Origin of the sequence: Streptomyces sp. WAC05374 (assembly GCF_004353505.1) — a bacterium.
Taxonomy (GTDB): Bacteria; Actinomycetota; Actinomycetes; order Streptomycetales; family Streptomycetaceae; genus Streptomyces.
Genome location: NZ_SMNQ01000004.1, coordinates 341,335 through 358,662 on the forward strand (window position 1 = coordinate 341,335; position 17,328 = coordinate 358,662).

General features: G+C 71.3%; 16 protein-coding genes. 9 read left to right on the forward strand and 7 right to left on the reverse strand.

What is annotated here, in order from left to right:
• The first annotated feature begins 90 nt into the window (after positions 1 to 90).
• From E2B92_RS11960 to pssA, 8 genes are all read left to right on the forward strand, one after another.
• A complete protein-coding gene (locus E2B92_RS11960) occupies positions 91 to 921 on the forward strand; it encodes a TetR family transcriptional regulator (RefSeq protein WP_126884271.1) in 831 nt (276 codons plus the stop codon).
• 422 nt (positions 922 to 1,343) lie between these two features.
• Positions 1,344 to 2,681 carry a crotonyl-CoA carboxylase/reductase gene (gene ccrA / locus E2B92_RS11965; RefSeq protein WP_126884272.1) on the forward strand — a complete coding sequence of 446 codons (1,338 nt, stop codon included), beginning with the start codon at positions 1,344 to 1,346 and terminating at the stop codon, positions 2,679 to 2,681.
• Between the two features lie 77 nt (positions 2,682 to 2,758).
• Complete coding sequence (locus E2B92_RS11970; RefSeq protein WP_235023796.1) at positions 2,759 to 4,747, forward strand: protein meaA; 1,989 nt, start codon at positions 2,759 to 2,761, stop codon at positions 4,745 to 4,747.
• On the forward strand, positions 4,744 to 5,706 hold the full coding sequence (locus tag E2B92_RS11975) for an HpcH/HpaI aldolase/citrate lyase family protein (protein WP_126884274.1): 963 nt from the start codon (positions 4,744 to 4,746) through the stop codon (positions 5,704 to 5,706). The genes E2B92_RS11970 and E2B92_RS11975 overlap by 4 nt, the downstream gene beginning before the upstream one ends.
• A 5-nt stretch (positions 5,707 to 5,711) precedes the next feature.
• Complete coding sequence (locus E2B92_RS11980; RefSeq protein ID WP_126884275.1) at positions 5,712 to 6,224, forward strand: MaoC family dehydratase; 513 nt, start codon at positions 5,712 to 5,714, stop codon at positions 6,222 to 6,224.
• 2 nt (positions 6,225 to 6,226) lie between these two features.
• The gene (locus E2B92_RS11985; protein ID WP_126884276.1) at positions 6,227 to 7,432 is read left to right on the forward strand and encodes an acyl-CoA dehydrogenase family protein; all 1,206 of its coding nucleotides are present in this window, start codon (positions 6,227 to 6,229) and stop codon (positions 7,430 to 7,432) included.
• A 168-nt stretch (positions 7,433 to 7,600) separates the two neighbouring features.
• Entirely contained in the window at positions 7,601 to 8,257 is a 657-nt protein-coding gene (locus E2B92_RS11990; protein WP_126884277.1) for a phosphatidylserine decarboxylase, read from the forward strand.
• Complete coding sequence (gene pssA / locus E2B92_RS11995) at positions 8,250 to 9,116, forward strand: CDP-diacylglycerol--serine O-phosphatidyltransferase (protein ID WP_126884306.1); 867 nt, start codon at positions 8,250 to 8,252, stop codon at positions 9,114 to 9,116. Before E2B92_RS11990 ends, pssA begins: the two co-directional genes overlap by 8 nt.
• Before the next feature lie 71 nt (positions 9,117 to 9,187).
• On the opposite strand, the gene E2B92_RS12000 is transcribed toward pssA, so the two are convergent.
• Genes E2B92_RS12000 through E2B92_RS12025 form a run of 6 tightly spaced genes read right to left on the reverse strand, consistent with a single transcriptional unit; the run spans position 9,188 to position 14,589 of the window.
• Positions 9,188 to 9,739 carry a GNAT family N-acetyltransferase gene (locus E2B92_RS12000; RefSeq protein ID WP_126884278.1) on the reverse strand — a complete coding sequence of 184 codons (552 nt, stop codon included), beginning with the start codon at positions 9,737 to 9,739 and terminating at the stop codon, positions 9,188 to 9,190.
• 55 nt (positions 9,740 to 9,794) lie between these two features.
• Positions 9,795 to 11,066, reverse strand: coding sequence for an ABC transporter substrate-binding protein (locus E2B92_RS12005; RefSeq protein WP_126884279.1), 1,272 nt, complete (start codon positions 11,064 to 11,066; stop codon positions 9,795 to 9,797).
• Positions 11,063 to 12,145 (reverse strand): branched-chain amino acid ABC transporter permease, encoded by a 1,083-nt coding sequence (locus tag E2B92_RS12010; protein ID WP_126884280.1) that lies wholly within the window; start codon positions 12,143 to 12,145, stop codon positions 11,063 to 11,065. Before E2B92_RS12010 ends, E2B92_RS12005 begins: the two co-directional genes overlap by 4 nt.
• Positions 12,138 to 13,028, reverse strand: coding sequence for a branched-chain amino acid ABC transporter permease (locus E2B92_RS12015; RefSeq protein WP_126884281.1), 891 nt, complete (start codon positions 13,026 to 13,028; stop codon positions 12,138 to 12,140). The genes E2B92_RS12010 and E2B92_RS12015 overlap by 8 nt, the downstream gene beginning before the upstream one ends.
• Complete coding sequence (locus tag E2B92_RS12020; RefSeq protein ID WP_126884282.1) at positions 13,025 to 13,795, reverse strand: ABC transporter ATP-binding protein; 771 nt, start codon at positions 13,793 to 13,795, stop codon at positions 13,025 to 13,027. The genes E2B92_RS12015 and E2B92_RS12020 overlap by 4 nt, the downstream gene beginning before the upstream one ends.
• Complete coding sequence (locus E2B92_RS12025; protein WP_126884283.1) at positions 13,792 to 14,589, reverse strand: ABC transporter ATP-binding protein; 798 nt, start codon at positions 14,587 to 14,589, stop codon at positions 13,792 to 13,794. Before E2B92_RS12025 ends, E2B92_RS12020 begins: the two co-directional genes overlap by 4 nt.
• Before the next feature lie 182 nt (positions 14,590 to 14,771).
• Between E2B92_RS12025 and E2B92_RS12030 the strand changes: the two genes are divergently transcribed.
• On the forward strand, positions 14,772 to 15,971 hold the full coding sequence (locus E2B92_RS12030) for a PucR family transcriptional regulator (RefSeq protein ID WP_126884284.1): 1,200 nt from the start codon (positions 14,772 to 14,774) through the stop codon (positions 15,969 to 15,971).
• A 130-nt stretch (positions 15,972 to 16,101) separates the two neighbouring features.
• Here E2B92_RS12030 and E2B92_RS12035 read toward each other — a convergent pair whose 3' ends face one another.
• Positions 16,102 to 17,256 (reverse strand): glycerate kinase, encoded by a 1,155-nt coding sequence (locus E2B92_RS12035; RefSeq protein WP_126884285.1) that lies wholly within the window; start codon positions 17,254 to 17,256, stop codon positions 16,102 to 16,104.
• Positions 17,257 to 17,328: the final 72 nt, after the last annotated feature.

The window sequence follows — 17,328 nt, forward strand, 5'->3', positions numbered from 1 at the left end:
TGGGGCGGGCTGCTCGACGGTGCGGGCGGCCCGGCCTCCCGGTCGGCCCCACAGGCGCGGTCTCCTGCACGGATGCAGTACGTTCAGGTCATGTCCCAGCCCGCTGACTCCGCCCGCCGGCCCTCCCGTGCCACCGCCTCGTCCGATGCCCCCGAGAGCGCCGCGGGCAGCCGTGCCGCCGCCCAGCGGCTCAAGATGCGCCGCGAACTGGCCGCCGCCGCCATGGAACTGTTCGCGACGAAGGGGTACGAGGCGACGACGGTCGACGAGATCGCCGCCGCGGCCGGAGTCGCCCGGCGCACCTTCTTCCGCCACTTCCGCTCCAAGGAAGAGGCGATCTTCCCCGATCACGACGACACCCTGGTGCGGGCGGAGGCGGTCCTGAACGCCGCACCGGCCCACGAGCACCCGCTCGACACGGTGTGCCGGGGGATCAAGGAAGTCATGAAGATGTACGCGGCGTCCCCCGCGGTGTCGGTGGAGCGGTACCGCCTCACCCGGGAGGTGCCCACCCTCCGGGAGCGCGAGATCGCCTCGGTGGCCCGCTACGAGCGGCTGTTCACGCGGTATCTGCTGGGCCATTTCGACGAGCGGGACCACCACGACGGCAATGACGACCCGCTGCTGGCGGAGGTGGCGGCGTCCGCGGTGGTGACGGCGCACAACCACGTGCTGCGCCGCTGGCTGAGGGCCGGTGGCCAGGGGGACGTGGAGGCACAGCTCGACCACGCCTTCGCGATCGTGCGGGACACGTTCGGCACGGGCATAGGCGCGGGGCGCGCCGCCGGCGCGACGGCCCCTTCGAAGCCCCCCGCCGCGACGGCGAGCACCACCGGCGACGTGCTGGTCACCGTGGCCCGCACGGACGCGCCGCTGGACGAGATCATGCGGACCATCGAGCAGACCCTCAAGGCCCGCTGAGCCGCCCCGGCGGCCCCCTGTCGACGCCCGCTCCTCCCGACGCTGTCCGCCGGGAGGAGCGGGCGTTCTGTTGCTCTTCGGCCCGTTTTCCTCCCCCCGGTCGATCGATCATCGCTCATCTGTGAACGGCGGATGACATCTGAGGAAAATTGTTGGCACTCAGTGTCTTGCGGCCTGGCACGCGGTGTCATACGTTGATGTTGTCCGGGCGGCCGGCGTGCAGAGATCTCTCGTACGCCGGCTGTCCCCGCAAGGCCATCGCGCCTCGCGCGCCCGGACGCCTGCGTCACAGGCACCCCCGCGCACCACCCAGCGCTGCCAGCACCACCCCGGCCGAACCGACGGCACACCTCCACAGCAGTACTTCCCCGACGTTCCCCTCAACGTCTGTCCTCAAGACGTTTCTCGCCGGAGGCAACACCGTGAAGGAAATCCTGGACGCGATTCAGTCGTCGGACACCACGTCCGCGGACTTCGCCGCCCTGCCCCTCCCCGAGTCCTACCGCGCGGTGACCGTGCACAAGGACGAGGTCGAGATGTTCGCCGGTCTCACCACCCGGGAGAAGGACCCGCGCAAGTCGCTGCACGTCGACACCGTGCCCCTGCCCGAGCTCGGCCCGGGCGAGGCCCTGGTGGCCGTGATGGCGTCCTCGGTCAACTACAACTCCGTGTGGACGTCGATCTTCGAGCCGGTCTCGACCTTCTCCTTCCTGGAGCGGTACGGCAAGCTCTCCGAGCTCACCAAGCGCCACGACCTGCCGTACCACATCATCGGCTCCGACCTGGCGGGCGTCGTCCTGCGCACGGGTCCCGGCGTCAACGCCTGGCAGCCCGGCGACGAGGTCGTCGCGCACTGCCTGTCCGTCGAGCTCGAGTCGAGCGACGGCCACAACGACACGATGCTCGACCCCGAGCAGCGCATCTGGGGCTTCGAGACCAACTTCGGCGGCCTGGCCGAGATCGCCCTGGTCAAGTCCAACCAGCTCATGCCCAAGCCGGACCACCTGAGCTGGGAGGAGGCCGCGGCACCGGGCCTGGTGAACTCCACCGCCTACCGCCAGCTCGTCTCCCGCAACGGCGCCGGCATGAAGCAGGGCGACAACGTCCTCATCTGGGGCGCCTCCGGCGGCCTCGGCTCCTACGCGACGCAGTTCGCACTGGCCGGCGGCGCCAACCCGATCTGTGTCGTCTCCAGCGAGCAGAAGGCGGACATCTGCCGGTCCATGGGCGCCGAGGCGATCATCGACCGCAGCGCCGAGGGCTACAAGTTCTGGAAGGACGAGCGCACCCAGGACCCCAAGGAGTGGAAGCGCTTCGGAAAGCGCATCCGCGAGTTCACCGGCGGCGAGGACATCGACATCGTCTTCGAGCACCCCGGCCGGGAGACCTTCGGCGCCTCGGTCTACGTCACCCGCAAGGGCGGCACCATCACCACCTGCGCCTCCACCTCGGGCTACATGCACGAGTACGACAACCGCTACCTGTGGATGTCGCTCAAGCGCATCATCGGCTCCCACTTCGCCAACTACCGCGAGGCCTGGGAGGCCAACCGCCTGATCGCCAAGGGCAAGATCCACCCCACCCTGTCCAAGGTGTACTCGCTGGACGACACCGGCCAGGCCGCGTACGACGTCCACCGCAACCTCCACCAGGGCAAGGTCGGCGTGTTGTGCCTGGCCCCCGGGGAGGGCCTGGGCGTGAAGAACCAGGAGATGCGCGACAAGCACATCGACGCCATCAACCGCTTCCGGAACATCTGATGACGGAACGTCCGACGGCGGAACGTCCGGCCGTGGAGCGTCCGGCGGCCGAGCGGAAGAAGGACCGCCCCTGGCTCATGCGGACGTACGCCGGCCACTCCACGGCCGAGGCGTCCAACGAGCTGTACCGCCGCAACCTCGCCAAGGGCCAGACCGGCCTGTCGGTCGCGTTCGACCTCCCGACGCAGACCGGCTACGACCCCGACCACATCCTCGCCCGCGGCGAGGTCGGCCGGGTCGGGGTCCCGGTCTCCCACCTCGGTGACATGCGCCGACTGTTCCAGGACATCCCCCTGGAGCAGATGAACACGTCCATGACCATCAACGCCACCGCCATGTGGCTGCTGGCGCTGTACCAGGTCGTGGCCGAGGAGCAGGGCGCGGACATCGGCAAGCTCCAGGGGACGACGCAGAACGACATCGTCAAGGAGTACCTGTCGCGCGGGACGCACGTCTTCCCGCCCGGTCCGTCGCTGCGGCTGACCACCGACATGATCACCTACACGGTGAACCACATCCCCAAGTGGAACCCGATCAACATCTGCAGCTACCACCTGCAGGAGGCGGGTGCCACCCCGGTCCAGGAGATCTCGTACGCCATGTCCACGGCCATCGCCGTCCTGGACGCGGTGTTCGACTCCGGCCAGGTCCCGGCGGACCGCCGGGGGGATGTGGTCGCCCGGATCTCCTTCTTCGTGAACGCGGGCGTCCGCTTCGTCGAGGAGATGTGCAAGATGCGCGCCTTCGGCCGCATCTGGGACAAGATCACTCGGGAGCGGTACGGGATCGAGGACCCCAAGCACCGCCGCTTCCGCTACGGCGTGCAGGTCAACTCCCTCGGCCTGACCGAGGCGCAGCCGGAGAACAACGTCCAGCGCATCGTGCTGGAGATGCTGGCCGTGACGCTGTCGAAGGACGCACGCGCGCGTGCCGTCCAGCTCCCGGCCTGGAACGAGGCGCTGGGCCTGCCCCGGCCCTGGGACCAGCAGTGGAGCCTGCGCATCCAGCAGGTCCTGGCGCACGAGAGCGACCTGCTGGAGTACGAGGACATCTTCGCGGGCTCGCACGTCATCGAGGCCAAGGTGGACGCCCTGGTCGAGGAGTGCCTGGCGGAGATCGACCGCATCCAGGAGATGGGCGGCGCGATGGCGGCCGTCGAGTCCGGCTACCTCAAGTCGCAGCTCGTGTCCTCGCACGCCGAGCGGCGGGCCCGGATCGAGGCCGGCGAGGAGAAGATCGTCGGCGTCAACTGCTTCGAGTCGACCGAGCCCAACCCGCTGACCGCGGACCTGGACACCGCGATCATGACGGTGGACCCGGCCAACGAGGCACGGGTGGTCGCGGGGCTCCACGAGTGGCGCGACAACCGTGACGAGACCCGCGCCCAGGAGGCGCTGGCCCGCCTCAAGGCCACCGCCGCCGGGGACGCCAACCTGTTCGAGGCCACCCTGGAGTGCGCCCGGGCGGGCGTCACCACCGGCGAGTGGTCGTGGGCGCTGCGGGACGTGTTCGGCGAGTTCCGGGCGCCGACGGGTGTGTCGTCCGCACCGGTGGCGATCGCCGCCGAGGCGGGCACCCCACTGGCCGCCGTGCGCGAGAAGGTGGCGCGGACGGCCGACGAGCTGGGCGCCGGGCGGCTGCGGCTGCTGGTCGGCAAGCCGGGCCTGGACGGTCACTCCAACGGCGCCGAGCAGATCGCCGTACGCGCGCGTGACGCTGGTTTCGAGGTGGTCTACCAGGGCATCCGGCTGACCCCCGAGCAGATCGTGAACGCCGCGCTCGCGGAGGACGTGCACTGCGTGGGGCTGTCGATCCTGTCGGGGTCGCACGCCGAGCTGGTGCCGGACGTGCTGGCCCGGCTGCGCGCGGCCGGCGCCGCCGACATTCCGGTCATCGTCGGCGGAATCATCCCGAGCGCCGACGCCGCCGAACTGAAGCGGGCCGGAGTGGCCGCCGTCTTCACGCCGAAGGACTTCGGCATCACGGAGATCATCGGCCGTATCGTCGACGAGATCCGTACAGCCAACAAGCTCAACCACCTCGAAAGCACGGAGGTCCCCGCATGACGACCGTCAACCGTCTCCGCCCGCGCCGTTCCTGCCTGGCGGTCCCCGGCTCCAACCCGCGGTTCCTGGAGAAGGCCCAGGGCCTGCCCGCGGACCAGGTCTTCCTCGACCTGGAGGACGCGTGCGCGCCGCTGGCCAAGCCGGAGGCCCGGCACACCATCGTCAAGTTCCTCAACGAGGGTGACTGGACGGGCAAGACCAGGGTCGTGCGGGTCAACGACTGGACGACGGAGTGGACCTACCGCGACGTCGTCACCGTCGTCGAGGGCGCGGGTCCGAACCTGGACTGCATCATGCTGCCGAAGGTCCAGAACGCCGAGCAGGTCGTGGCGCTGGACCTGCTGCTGACGCAGATCGAGAAGACGATGGGCTTCGAGGTCGGCCGCATCGGCATCGAGGCGCAGATCGAGAACGCCCAGGGCCTCAACAACGTCAACGCGATCGCCCAGGCCTCGCCGCGCATCGAGACGATCATCTTCGGCCCGGCGGACTTCATGGCCTCCATCAACATGAAGTCGCTGGTCGTCGGCGAGCAGCCGCCCGGCTACCCGGCCGACGCGTACCACTACATCCTGATGAAGATCCTCATGGCGGCGCGCGCCAACGACCTCCAGGCGATCGACGGCCCGTACCTCCAGATCAAGAACGTGGACGGCTTCCGCGCGGTGGCCGGCCGCGCGGCCGCGCTCGGCTTCGACGGCAAGTGGGTGCTGCACCCGGGCCAGGTCGACGCCGCCAACGAGGTCTTCTCGCCCTCGCAGGAGGACTTCGACCACGCCGAGCTGATCCTGGACGCGTACGAGTACTACACGTCCGAGGCGGGCGGCAAGAAGGGCTCGGCGATGCTCGGCGACGAGATGATCGACGAGGCCAGCCGCAAGATGGCCCTGGTCATCTCCGGCAAGGGCCGCGCCGCCGGCATGACCCGTACCTCGAAGTTCGAAGCCCCGGAGGCCTGAGCACCATGCAGTTCGGACGCACCTATGAGGAGTTCGAGGTCGGCGCGGTCTACAAGCACTGGCCCGGGAAGACGGTCACCGAGTACGACGACCACCTCTTCTGTCTGCTCACCATGAACCACCACCCCCTCCACATGGACACCAACTATGCGGAGAAGACGACGGACTTCGGGAAGAACGTCGTCGTGGGCAACTACATCTACTCGCTGCTGCTGGGCATGTCCGTGCCGGACGTCTCCGGCAAGGCGATCGCCAACCTGGAGATCGAGTCGCTGCGGCACGTGGCGCCGACCTTCCACGGCGACACCATCTACGGCGAGACCACCGTCCTCGACAAGACTCCGTCGAAGTCGAAGAGCGACCGCGGGATCGTGTACGTCGAGACCAAGGGCTACAAGCAGGACGGCACCCTGGTCTGCGTGTTCCGCCGCAAGGTGATGGTCCCCACCGAGACGTACATCAAGGAGCGCGGCGGCGAGCAGCCCGGCCGCCCGGAACTGAAGGCGCAGGAGAAGTAGCCATGGCCCGACTCGCGCAGACCCACGGTCTGACCGACGTCCAGCAGGAGATCCTGTCCACGGTCCGGGACTTCGTGGACAAGGAGATCATTCCGGTCGCGACGGAGCTGGAGCACCGTGACGAGTACCCGCAGGAGATCGTCGACGGGCTCAAGGAGCTGGGTGTCTTCGGGCTGATGATCCCGGAGGAGTACGGGGGTCTGGGCGAGTCCCTCCTCACGTACGCGCTGTGCGTGGAGGAGATCGCGCGCGGCTGGATGTCGGTCTCCGGCATCATCAACACCCACTTCATCGTCGCGTACATGCTCAAGCAGCACGGCACGCAGGAGCAGAAGGACACCTTCCTGCCCCGGATGGCGGCCGGCGAGGTGCGCGGCGCGTTCTCGATGTCGGAGCCGGCCCTCGGGTCGGATGTGTCGGCCATCACGTCCAAGGCGGTCAAGGACGGCGACGAGTACGTCCTGAACGGCCAGAAGATGTGGCTGACGAACGGCGGCACGTCAACGCTCGTCGCCGTTCTCGTCCGAAGTGACGAAGGACACCCCGAGGGCAGCGCGCCCCACAAGTCGATGACGACCTTCCTGGTCGAGAAGGAGCCCGGCTTCGGAGAGGTCCGGCCCGGCCTGACCATCCCCGGGAAGATCGACAAGATGGGTTACAAGGGGGTCGACACCACCGAACTCATCATGGACGGACTGCGCATTCCGGCCAATCGTGTCCTCGGCGGGGTCACCGGCCGAGGGTTTTACCAAATGATGGACGGCGTCGAGGTCGGCCGCGTGAACGTAGCGGCACGTGGTTGCGGCGTGGCACAGCGTGCGTTCGAGCTGGGCATCTCGTATGCCCAGCAACGCCACACTTTCGGCAAGCCGATCGCCCAGCACCAGGCGATCCAGTTCAAGCTGGCCGAAATGGCTACCAAGGTCGAGGCCGCTCATGCCATGATGGTGAACGCAGCACGCAAAAAGGACTCCGGGGAGCGAAACGACCTCGAAGCAGGGATGGCGAAGTACCTCGCGTCCGAATACTGCAAGGAGGTCGTCGAGGACGCCTTCCGTATCCATGGCGGCTACGGGTTCTCGAAGGAGTACGAGATCGAGCGTCTCTACCGGGAGGCACCCATGCTGCTCATCGGCGAAGGTACCGCCGAGATCCAGAAAATGATCATTGGGCGTCGGTTGCTCGAGGAGTACCGATTCCAGGGGTGATTGTCGCTTTTGAGTCGGTTCGGCCGCGAAGAAGATCACACCCTGTCATCGTCTTCCGGCCGCCGACTCGGCTTCTGGCTTGCCCAGTTGCCGCCCGCAACCGATAGCATCGCCGAAAAGCCGCCGTCCCCCGCATCCGCGCGGCATCATCCGCTACGAAGGTCATCCATGCCCCACAGCCAAACCTCTGCACCTCGCGACAGCCTCCTTGGCGTACGTATCGCTCGCGGAGCATCGCCGTGGCTTCTGCCGACCGTCGCCACCGCCGCACTCAGTCTTGCCCGCTCGCGCCGTTCCAAGCGCGCAGCGGCCATCGCTGTGCCCACCACCGCTCTGGCGGCGGGCATGCTGTGGTTCTTCCGCGACCCCGAGCGCGAGATCGCGCAGGGCAGGGTCATCTCGCCCGCCGACGGTGTGGTGCAGAGCATCATGCCGTGGAAGGACGGTCGCACCCGGGTCGCCATCTTCATGAGCCCGCTGAACGTCCACGTCAACCGCGCCCCGCTCGCGGGCACGGTGACGTCCGTCGAGCACGTGCCGGGCGGTTTCGTGCCGGCGTTCAACAAGGAGAGCGAGAACAACGAGCGCGTTGTCTGGCACTTCGACACCGAGCTCGGCGACATCGAGATGGTGCAGATCGCGGGTGCGGTCGCCCGCCGCATCGTGCCGTACATCCCCCAGGGGACCAAGGTCGAGCAGGGCGAGCGCATCGGTCTGATCCGCTTCGGATCGCGCGTTGACATCTACCTTCCGGAAGGTGTCGACGTCGCTGTCGAGGTCGGTCAGACCACGACCGCGGGGGTGACTCGAATTGACCGTGATTGATCCCGACACACGGGCCGCCGACTGGGTCGCCGACGCCGAGGCGGACATCGCCGAGGAAGCCGAGGAGATGCCGCTGTCGCTGCGTCTCTCAATAGCGGACACCCTCACGCTGGGCAACGCCACCTGCGGCTTCATGGCGGTGTACTTCACCACCACCGGCATCCTGATCCCGCACCTCACGGGGAGTGACGAGACCGGCATGGCGCGGCACTCCGCCGCGACCGCCGTGATCCTGATGCTCTGCGCGGCCGTGTTCGACCTCTTCGACGGGCTCGTGGCGCGCAAGCTGCGCAGCTCGCCGATGGGAGCCGAGCTCGACAACCTGTCGGACCTGATCAGCTTCGGTCTGGCCCCGGCCTACTTCGTGCTCGTGTACGGGATGGTCGCGGACGACGCGCACCAGCGGGTCTCCGCGGTGGCGGCGATCGTGGTGCTGCTGGCGGTGGTGCTGCGGCTGGCCAGATTCAGTTGCGTGACCATGAAGGACGGCATGTTCCAGGGCATGCCGTCCCCCTTCGGCGCGCTGACGGTCGTCTCGATCGTGCTGCTGGAGCTGCCGTTCATCCCGACGCTGCTGGCGATCATCGGTACGGCGTGGCTGATGGTGAGCCGGGTCGAGTACCCCAAGCCGCGGGGTGTCCTCGCGGTGGCGATGCTGAGCTGGATCGTCGGCGCGATGGGGCTGCTGGCGGCCTGGGCGTTCGACGCCCCGGGCGGCCAGCTCCTGCTCCAGACGGGCTGCGCGCTCCAGGTGGTGCTGGGCGCCGTGATCCCCCTCTTCGCGACGGCCCGGCGCGTGAACACCTTCCGTGACAACCGGCGCGAGAGCCGGGAGGCGCGGGCGGCACAGCTCCCGTAGCCGCACGGCAGGGACATGGATGAGGTAAGGGCCCGGGTGCTTCGGGGAAGCGCCCGGGCCCTTCCGCGTCCTCAGCCCCGGGTCAGCCGCTTGTAGTAGTACGTCGTCGGGTGCGGGGTGCCGGACGGGTCGAGGGCGTAGTCCGGGATCGTCCCGGCGCGCGTCCAGCCCGCCTTGCGGTACAGGCCCTCCGCGGCGCTGCCGGTCTCGGTGTCCAGCACCAGCAGCGTGAGGCCCTCCTCCCTCGCCCCCGCCTCGGCCGCCGCGAGCAGCCGGGAGCCCAGCCCCCGGCCGCGGGCGTCGCGGTGGACCAGCAGCTTGGCGATGTCGCCGCGGTGCGGCTGGTTCGGCATGCTCGCGCGGACGAGGGTGATCACGCCCGAGAGGGCTCCGCCGGGCCCGTACGCCGCCCAGACGCTCCGCACGCCCTCGGTGGCCTGCCGGGCCACGCCGCGCCACCAGGCGGCCGCCTCGGCGTGGCCGAGCGGGGCCAGGAAGCCGACGGAGGCACCGCCGTCGACGGCGTCCCGCAGCAACAGGGCGAGCCCCTCGGCCGCCCGGTCGTGGACCTGCTGGGCGGTGAGGGGCTCGATCCGGTACTCGGTGCGAAGGTCGTCGCTCATGATCAGAGCTTCACACGGCGGCGTTTCGCCGGTATGACGGGGTCATCCCTTCCGCTCAGCCACCCGGTGTGAAGGTCTCGGCCGCGTCGGAGACCTGCGGGCCGCGCGCCACCCGGGCGCCCCCGGGGACGGACTTGTCGGGCCGGATGATGGCGCTCTGCCGGGAGGAGGGCGCCTGGGGGTCGGAGAAGTCGTGCGTCATGCCGAAGCCCGCGTCGTGGGAGTCCAGCGTCAGCAGCGCCCTGCCGACGCCCTCGCGGGTCAGGTCCTTGGCCGCGCACGCCTTCTTCAGGGCCTCGCCGAAGACCTGGGCGGCCGACCAGCCGGCGACGACGCCGTTGTCGAGGGCGTCCTCGGGGTAGGCCGCCCGGTAGTCGGCGACCAGCTTCCTGGCGACCGGGGTGTCGGCGCCGATCGGCAGGCTGGGCGTGGCCACGTGGTACATGCGCTCCAGCGCCGGCCCCGCCTGGGTGGCCAGCAGTTGCGGGGCGAAGGCCGAGTTGTTGCCGATCACCGGGACGGTAAGCTTCACCGCGGCGGCCACGCCGACGAGCGAGGCGGCCTGGCGCGGACCGGCGCTGATGACGATCGCCTTCACCCCGGCCTGCTTGAGGGCGGCGACCTGCGCCGACATGTCGTTGTCGGTCGGCTTGATCTTCTGCTCGACGACCGTGAGCCCCGCCTTCCCCGCCGCGTACTTCGAGCCCTTGAGCGCGTTCTCGCCGTAGTCGCCCTCGAAGTAGACGTGGCCGAGCCTGTCGCCCTTCTTCAGCCCCTTCTCCTTCAGCAGGAAGTCCACCGCGTTGATCGTCTCGATGTCGTACGTCGAGCCGATCACCCGGATGTGCTCGCTGCCCAGCAGGGAGGCCGACCAGGCCTGGGGCAGGACGAGACCCTTGTCCTGCCCGTCGACGCGCTGTTTGACGGCCGCGACGAACGGCGAGCCGATGAACTGGGGGAAGCCCAGCACCTCGGGCTCCAGTTCGGTGTAGGCGGCGAGCGCCTTCTGCGGGTCGTAGCCGTGGTCGCGGACGGTCAGCTCCACCGTGCGCCCGCACACGCCGCCCGCGGCGTTCATCTGCTTCACGTAGAGCTGCTGGGCCTGGGTGACGCTCTTGCCGAGGGTGGCGTACACCCCGGTCATGTCGGTGAGGACGCCGAGCCGGATCGTCCTGGCGTCGACGCCCTTGCCGGCCCTCACCCCGTCGGCGCCCTGCCCGCCGGAGTCGTCGCCGGTCTTCGCCTTGGAGCTGCATCCGGCCGCCGCCGTCAGTGCGACGAGCGCGGTGAGGGCGGCGGCGAGCCGCCGGTGTCTGCGCATGGTCATCGTTCCTCCGCTGTGGTGCCTGAGGGTGGTGCGGGACGCCTGGAGGCCGGCCGGACCAGGCCCCCGGGCAGGAAGAGCACGACGGCCACCACGGCGGCGCCGTACAGGTAGCGCGACGCCTCGCCGGGTGCGATCCCGCCCGTTCCGGGGGCGGACACCAGGGGCAGCGCGTCGCTGTAGCGGTTGAGGAGCTGCGGCAGCAGGGAGACGAAGACGCCCCCGACGACCGCGCCCGCCACCGAGCCCAGGCCGCCGATGACGATCATGGCGAGGTACTCGAGGGAGAGCAGCATGCCGAAGTACTCCGGCACGGTCCGCTGGAACACCAGGGCCAGCAGGACGCCGGCGAGCCCGGCGTACATGGACGACAGCACGAACGCGGCGGCGCGGTAGCGGGCGACGGGGATGCCGAGGACGCCGGCCGCCACGCGGTGGTCGCGGACGGCGTTCAGGGCCCGTCCCGGCCGGCCGCGCAGCACGCCGCGGGCGAACAGGGCGGAGCCGGTGAGCAGCGCGAGGCCGAGGTACCAGAGCTTCTCGGCGGCACCGAAGGGCACCCGGGCGACCAGCAGTTCGCTCTCGTCGAAGGTGATGCCGAACAGGCTCAGCGGCGGGACGGCGCGGCCGTTGTAGCCGCCGGTCAGGTCGTGGGCGTTGAACAGCACGTGCTGGCCGATGAAGATCAGTGCCAGGGTGGCGATGCCGAGGTACGCGCCGCGCAGCCGGCCCGCGATCGGGCTGAACAGGCCGCCCGCCACGCCCGCCAGGGCGACCGCGCCCACCGCGGCGAGCCAGCCGGGCAGGCCGAGGCCGCTCAGTCCGTCGCTCCCGTCGCCGGCGAACGCGCAGTAGCCGTACGCGCCGGCGGCGAGGAAGAAGGCGTGCCCCATGGACAACTGGCCGGTGGCGCCGGTCAGCAGGTTGATGCCGATCGCGCCGATGGCGGCGGCCATCGCGAACAGCCCGGCCTGGAGCCAGAAGCGTTCGAGGTAGAAGGGCAGGGCGAGGAGGAGGACGGCGCCGAGCGCCCACAGGAGCGTACGGGGCCGGGTGAGCCTCTTCGAGAAGGTCTCAGACACGGGCGAGCTCCTTGGTGCCGAAGAGTCCGGCGGGGCGGATCAGCAGGACCGCGACCATGACGAGGTAGGGCGCCAGGTCGCCGATGCCGCGGCCGAGGAAGGTCAGGTCGCCCTGGTAGCCGGTGGCGAGGGACTCGGTGATGCCGACGAGCAGTCCGCCGACGAGCGCCCCGGTGGTGGAGTCGAGTCCGCCGAGGATGGCGGCGGGGAAGGCCTTGAGGGCGGCGAGGGAGGTGGAGCGCTCCAGCCCGGGTGTCGGGAAGACGGTGAGGAAGAGCGCCGCGACGGCGGCGAGCCCGCCCGCGACGGCCCACGCGCCGAGCGAGACCCGGCCGAGCCGGACGCCCATCAGGGCGGCCGTCGGGGGGCTTTCCGCCGCGGCGCGCATGGCGACGCCCCAGGAGGTGAACCGGAAGGCCAGCAGGAACGCGGTGATCAGCAGCGCGGCGGCGAGGAACGCGGCGATCCGCGTCTGGGCGACGGTGACGGACCCGATGGTGACGACCGCGTCCCCCCAGGGGTCGCCGAGGGAGAGCACGTCCGTGCCGATGCGGCGGGTGAGTTCGGTGGTCAGCAGGATGTCGACGCCGATCGTGACGATGGCCAGCACGCTGTGGTCCCGCCCCCGGTAGCGGCGTATCACCAGGAACTCGACGGCGGCGCCGACGAGCGCGGCGCCCGCGACGCCGGCGGCGAGCGCCGGCCAGAAGCCGAGACGCTCGTGGAGGACGGCGGTGACGTACCCGCCCGCGAGGAGCAGGGAGGCGTGCGCGAAGTTGACGACCTCGGTGGCGCGGAAGATGATCACGAAGCCGAGGGCGATGAGGGCGTAGACGGACCCGAGGGCCACTCCGCCCAGGAGGAGTTCGGCGAAGGTGGTCACTCGGCGGTCTCCTGTCCGAGGTAGGCGCGGACGACGGCCGGGTCGCTCTGTACGTCGGCGGGGGCGCCGTCCGCGATGCGGCGGCCGAAGTCGAGGACGGTCACGTGGTCGGCGAGGCGCATCACCACGCCCATGTCGTGCTCGACGAGGACGACGGAGATGCCGAGGCTGTCGCGGACGCCCGCGATGACGGCCGCGGTGCGGCGGCGTTCGTCGCCGGTCATGCCGGCGACCGGTTCGTCGAGCAGGAGGAGCCTGGGCTCCATGCACAGGGCGCGGGCCAGTTCGGCGAGCTTCTGCTGGCCGTACGGGAGGGAGGCCGCCGGGTGGTCCAGCTTGTCGGCGAGGCCCACGAAGTCGGCGATCTCGCGCACGCGGGCGCGGTGGCGGGCCTCCTCGCGGGCGGCGGACGGCAGCCGCAGTCCGGTGGCGAGGAAGCCCGCGCGGGTGAGGCGGTGGCGGCCCAGCATCAGCGCCTCGGCGACGGTGGCGTACGGAGGCAGGGCGAGGTTCTGGAAGATCCGGGCGACGCCGAGGGCGGCGATGCGGTGCGGGGGCAGTCCGGTCAGCTCGTGGCCGTCGAACCGGACGCTGCCGGAGGTGGCGCGGTAGACGCCGGACAGCACGTTGAAGGTGGTGGACTTGCCGGCGCCGTTGGGGCCGATGACGGCGTGGACGGTGCCCGGCTCGACGGTGAAGCCCACCTGGTCGAGTGCGGTGAGGCCGGCGAAGCGGACGGTGAGGCCGCGGACGTCGAGGGTCGTCATGCGTCCTCCCAGCGGGCAAGGTGGGGGACCCGGGCGGGTGCGGAGTCGGCGGCGGCCTGTTCGTCGACGACGCCGAGGTAGCGGCGGCGCACCTCGTCGGAGGCGGCCAGTTCCGCCGCGGGTCCCTCGGCCGCGACCTCGCCCACCTCCAGGACGTACGCGTGGGAGGCGAGGCGCAGCGCGAGGGCGGCGTTCTGCTCGACGAGCAGGACGGAGGTGCCCTGGGCGTTGATCTCGCGGACGGTGTCGGCGATCCGGGCGGCCATCAGCGGGGCGAGGCCGAGGGACGGCTCGTCGAGCAGCAGCAGGCGCGGGGAGGCCATCAGGGCGCGGCCGACGGCGAGCATCTGCTGTTCACCGCCGGACAGCAGGCCGGCGCGCTGGCGGGCGCGGTCGGCGAGGACGGGGAACAGTTCGTGGACGCGGGCCAGGGCGGCGGCCCGTCCGCTGCGGGCGGCGGTGAGCGCGCCGGCGCGGAGGTTGTCCTCGACCGTCATGCGGGCGAACACCTGGCGTCCTTCGGGGACGTGGCACAGCCCGGCGACGACGATCCGGTCGGGCGGCAGGCCGTGCAGCGGGCGGCCGGCGAAGGTGACGGTGCCCGCGCGGGCCGCGCCGCCGTGGAACGCGAGCGTGCGCGACAGGGCGCGCAGCAGCGTGGACTTGCCGGCACCGTTGCCGCCGAGGACGGCGACGCAGGCGCCCTCCGGTACGTCCAGCGAAACGTCACGCAGGGCGGTCACCGGACCGTACCCGGCTGTCAGCCCCCGCACGTGCAGGGCGGCAGCGCTCATGGATTTCCCCTCGTCTGTCTGTTCGGTGGCGCTCACCCCAGCACCGGGCCCGGCCGCACGTCCACGTTCGCGGCGGGAATCGCTGCCGGTGCCCAGCGGGCGTGGCGGCGGGTTGTGCACGCGCACAAGACCGCGTGTCAGGGGCGTGCCGGACCGGGGGCGAAGGTGGCATCCTCCGGGCCATGGGAGCCCGTGGACCGCGTAGCGGAGACGACTGGAAGCTGCTCGGCCGGGCGTGTACGGCGCTGCTCGAGCGGCTGCCGGAACTGGTGGACGAGCACGTGCGGGAGCTGCACGCGTACTCCCCCGCCTACGGGCGGGTCATCGGCTACGACCAGCACTGGCAGGAGGCGCGGGACGCGATGCGGATCGGCATCGAGATGATCTCGGCGCCGAGGGCGGCACCGCGCCGCGACCTGGAGCACGCGGAGTGGCTGGGGCGGCGGCGGGCGGAACAGGGGCTGCCGCTGGAGCTGGTGGTGCACGCCTACCGGCTGGCCGGGCACCTGGTGTGGGACACGCTGCTGGAGGACGCCGGGGCCGACGCGCGGCGGCTCGCGGCGCTGATGCAGGCGGCGACGATGGTGTGGTCGGCGGTGGACACCCAGGCGGACACGGCCTCGGAGGCGTACCGGGTGACGGAGCTGGAGCTGCGGCGCCGTACCGACGAGCAGCTCCAGGCGCTGCTCGACGCGCTGCTGGAGGGCGGCCGGTCGGCGGAGGTGGCGGCGCGGGCGGCGGCGGGGCTGGACCTGCCGGAGCGGGGGCGCTACGCGGTGGTGGTGCTGCGCACCGCCAGGCGGGACCTGACGCACCGGCGGCTGGCGGCGGAGGGGCTGCGGTTCGTGTGGCGCATGCGGACCGACTGCGAGGTCGGCGTGGTGTCGCTGGACGAGGGCACGGGGCTCGACGCGCTGGCGGAGCTGATGGCGGGCCGGTGCCCGGGGCCGGGCGGGATCAGCCCGGTGGTGGTGGGCCTGACGGAGCTCGGCCGGGCGCGCCGCCTGGCCGAACTGGCCCTGCGTACGTGCCCGGCCGAGGCGCCCGCGATCGTCCGGCTGGACCGCCGGATGCCCGGCGCGCTGGTGGTGAGCCAGCCGGAGCTGTCGTCCCTGCTGGTCGCGGAGGTGCTGGGCGCTCTGCTGGAGCTGGACCCGGCGGACCGGGCGGTGCTGATGGAGACGCTGGACGTGTGGCTCGACTGCGAGGGCTCGGCGGGCAGGGCGGCGGCCCGCCTGTACTGCCACCGGAACACGGTGTTCAACCGCCTCCGCCGCCTGGAGCAGCTCACGTCCCGGTCGCTCTCCCGGCCGCGGGACCTGACGGAGATGACGCTGGCTCTGGACGCCTTCCGGCTGACGGCGGGGCACTCGGGCCCGTGAGCGGCAGCCGGCGGGCCGGGGCCGGGCCGAGGGCGGCGACACCGGCCAGGCTCACCGGGGGCCGCTGGAAACGACGGGATCCCCCCGCACCCGTCGGTGCGGGGGGATCCGGAAGCGGGTCGCGACGCTCCTACGACAGGAAGTCGCGGGCGATGTTCGCCGCCTGGCGCTCCAGCAGCGGGCCGGCCTCGGCCATGGACCTGGCCGGGTCCGGCTCCAGCTCGGTCAGGGCGTAGGCGCGGCGGATGCCGGCCCTGCCCAGGGCCTCGGGCGGCAGGGCGAGGCGGCCGCAGACCGCGACGACCTCGATGCCCGCCGCGCGGGCCGCCGCCGCGACGCCGGCCGGTGCCTTGCCGTGCAGGGTCTGCTCGTCGAGGGAACCCTCGCCGGTGATGACCAGCGTGGCGCGGGACAGGGCCGGGGCGAAGCCCAGGACGTCCAGCATGACCTCGATGCCGGGGCGGAAGCTCGCGCCCAGGGCGACGAGCGCCCCGTACCCGATGCCGCCCGCCGCGCCGGCGCCCGGCGACTCGGCCAGCTCGGTGGCCCTGGGGCCGATCGCGCCGGCGAGGACGGCCGCGAAGTGGGCCAGGGCGGCGTCCAGCTCCGCCACGTCCTCCGGCGAGGCGCCCTTCTGCGGCCCGTACACCGCGGGCGCGCCCTTCGGGCCGGTCAGCGGGTTGTCCACGTCGCTGGCGAGGACGAGGTCCACGTCCGCGAAGCGGGTGTCGAGGCCCGACAGGTCGGCGGTCGCGAGGTCCCGCAGGCCCCCGCCGCCCGGCCCGACGGGCTCGCCGTCCTTGTCCAGGAACCGGGCGCCCAGCGCGGCCAGCATGCCGGCGCCGCCGTCCGTGGTCGCGCTGCCGCCCACGCCGAAGACGATGGTGCGGGCGCCCGCGTCCAGCGCGGCGCGCAGCAGCTCGCCGGAGCCGTACGTGGTGGACGTGAGCGGTGCGAAGACGCCCTCCGGGAGGAGCTGGAGACCCGAGGCCTCGGCCATCTCCACCACGGCCGTCCCGTCGCGCAGTGCGTACGCGGCGGTCACCGGCGCGCCGAGCGGGCCGGTGACCCGTACCTCACGCCGTTCGAACCCGGCGGCCACCGCGGCGGCGACCGTGCCGTCACCGCCGTCGGCCACGGGCAGGGTCTCCACCTCGAGCCCGGGGACGACGTGCCGGAGCCCGGCCGTCACCCGCTCCGCGACCTGTACGGCCGTGAGCGAACCTTTGAACTTGTCAGCCGCGACGAGCACGCGCGCGGCCTCAGTTACTGCTCCGTCCGTCACCCTTGCATCCCTTGCTTTCGAACAGGCAGTCGCGCCGAGCCGACCCTATCCGGAGGGTGAGACGCTGTGCCA

Coding starts and splice junctions, on each gene's coding strand:
- E2B92_RS11985 (WP_126884276.1), top strand. CDS start 6,227: ATGGCCCGACTCGCGCAGACCCACGGTCTGACCGACGTCCAGCAGGAG.
- E2B92_RS12000 (WP_126884278.1), bottom strand. CDS start 9,739: ATGAGCGACGACCTTCGCACCGAGTACCGGATCGAGCCCCTCACCGCC.
- E2B92_RS11960 (WP_126884271.1), top strand. CDS start 91: ATGTCCCAGCCCGCTGACTCCGCCCGCCGGCCCTCCCGTGCCACCGCC.
- E2B92_RS11990 (WP_126884277.1), top strand. CDS start 7,601: ATGCCCCACAGCCAAACCTCTGCACCTCGCGACAGCCTCCTTGGCGTA.
- E2B92_RS12005 (WP_126884279.1), bottom strand. CDS start 11,066: ATGACCATGCGCAGACACCGGCGGCTCGCCGCCGCCCTCACCGCGCTC.
- E2B92_RS12020 (WP_126884282.1), bottom strand. CDS start 13,795: ATGACGACCCTCGACGTCCGCGGCCTCACCGTCCGCTTCGCCGGCCTC.
- E2B92_RS11980 (WP_126884275.1), top strand. CDS start 5,712: ATGCAGTTCGGACGCACCTATGAGGAGTTCGAGGTCGGCGCGGTCTAC.
- E2B92_RS12030 (WP_126884284.1), top strand. CDS start 14,772: ATGGGAGCCCGTGGACCGCGTAGCGGAGACGACTGGAAGCTGCTCGGC.
- E2B92_RS12025 (WP_126884283.1), bottom strand. CDS start 14,589: ATGAGCGCTGCCGCCCTGCACGTGCGGGGGCTGACAGCCGGGTACGGT.
- E2B92_RS11975 (WP_126884274.1), top strand. CDS start 4,744: ATGACGACCGTCAACCGTCTCCGCCCGCGCCGTTCCTGCCTGGCGGTC.
- E2B92_RS11970 (WP_235023796.1), top strand. CDS start 2,759: ATGCGGACGTACGCCGGCCACTCCACGGCCGAGGCGTCCAACGAGCTG.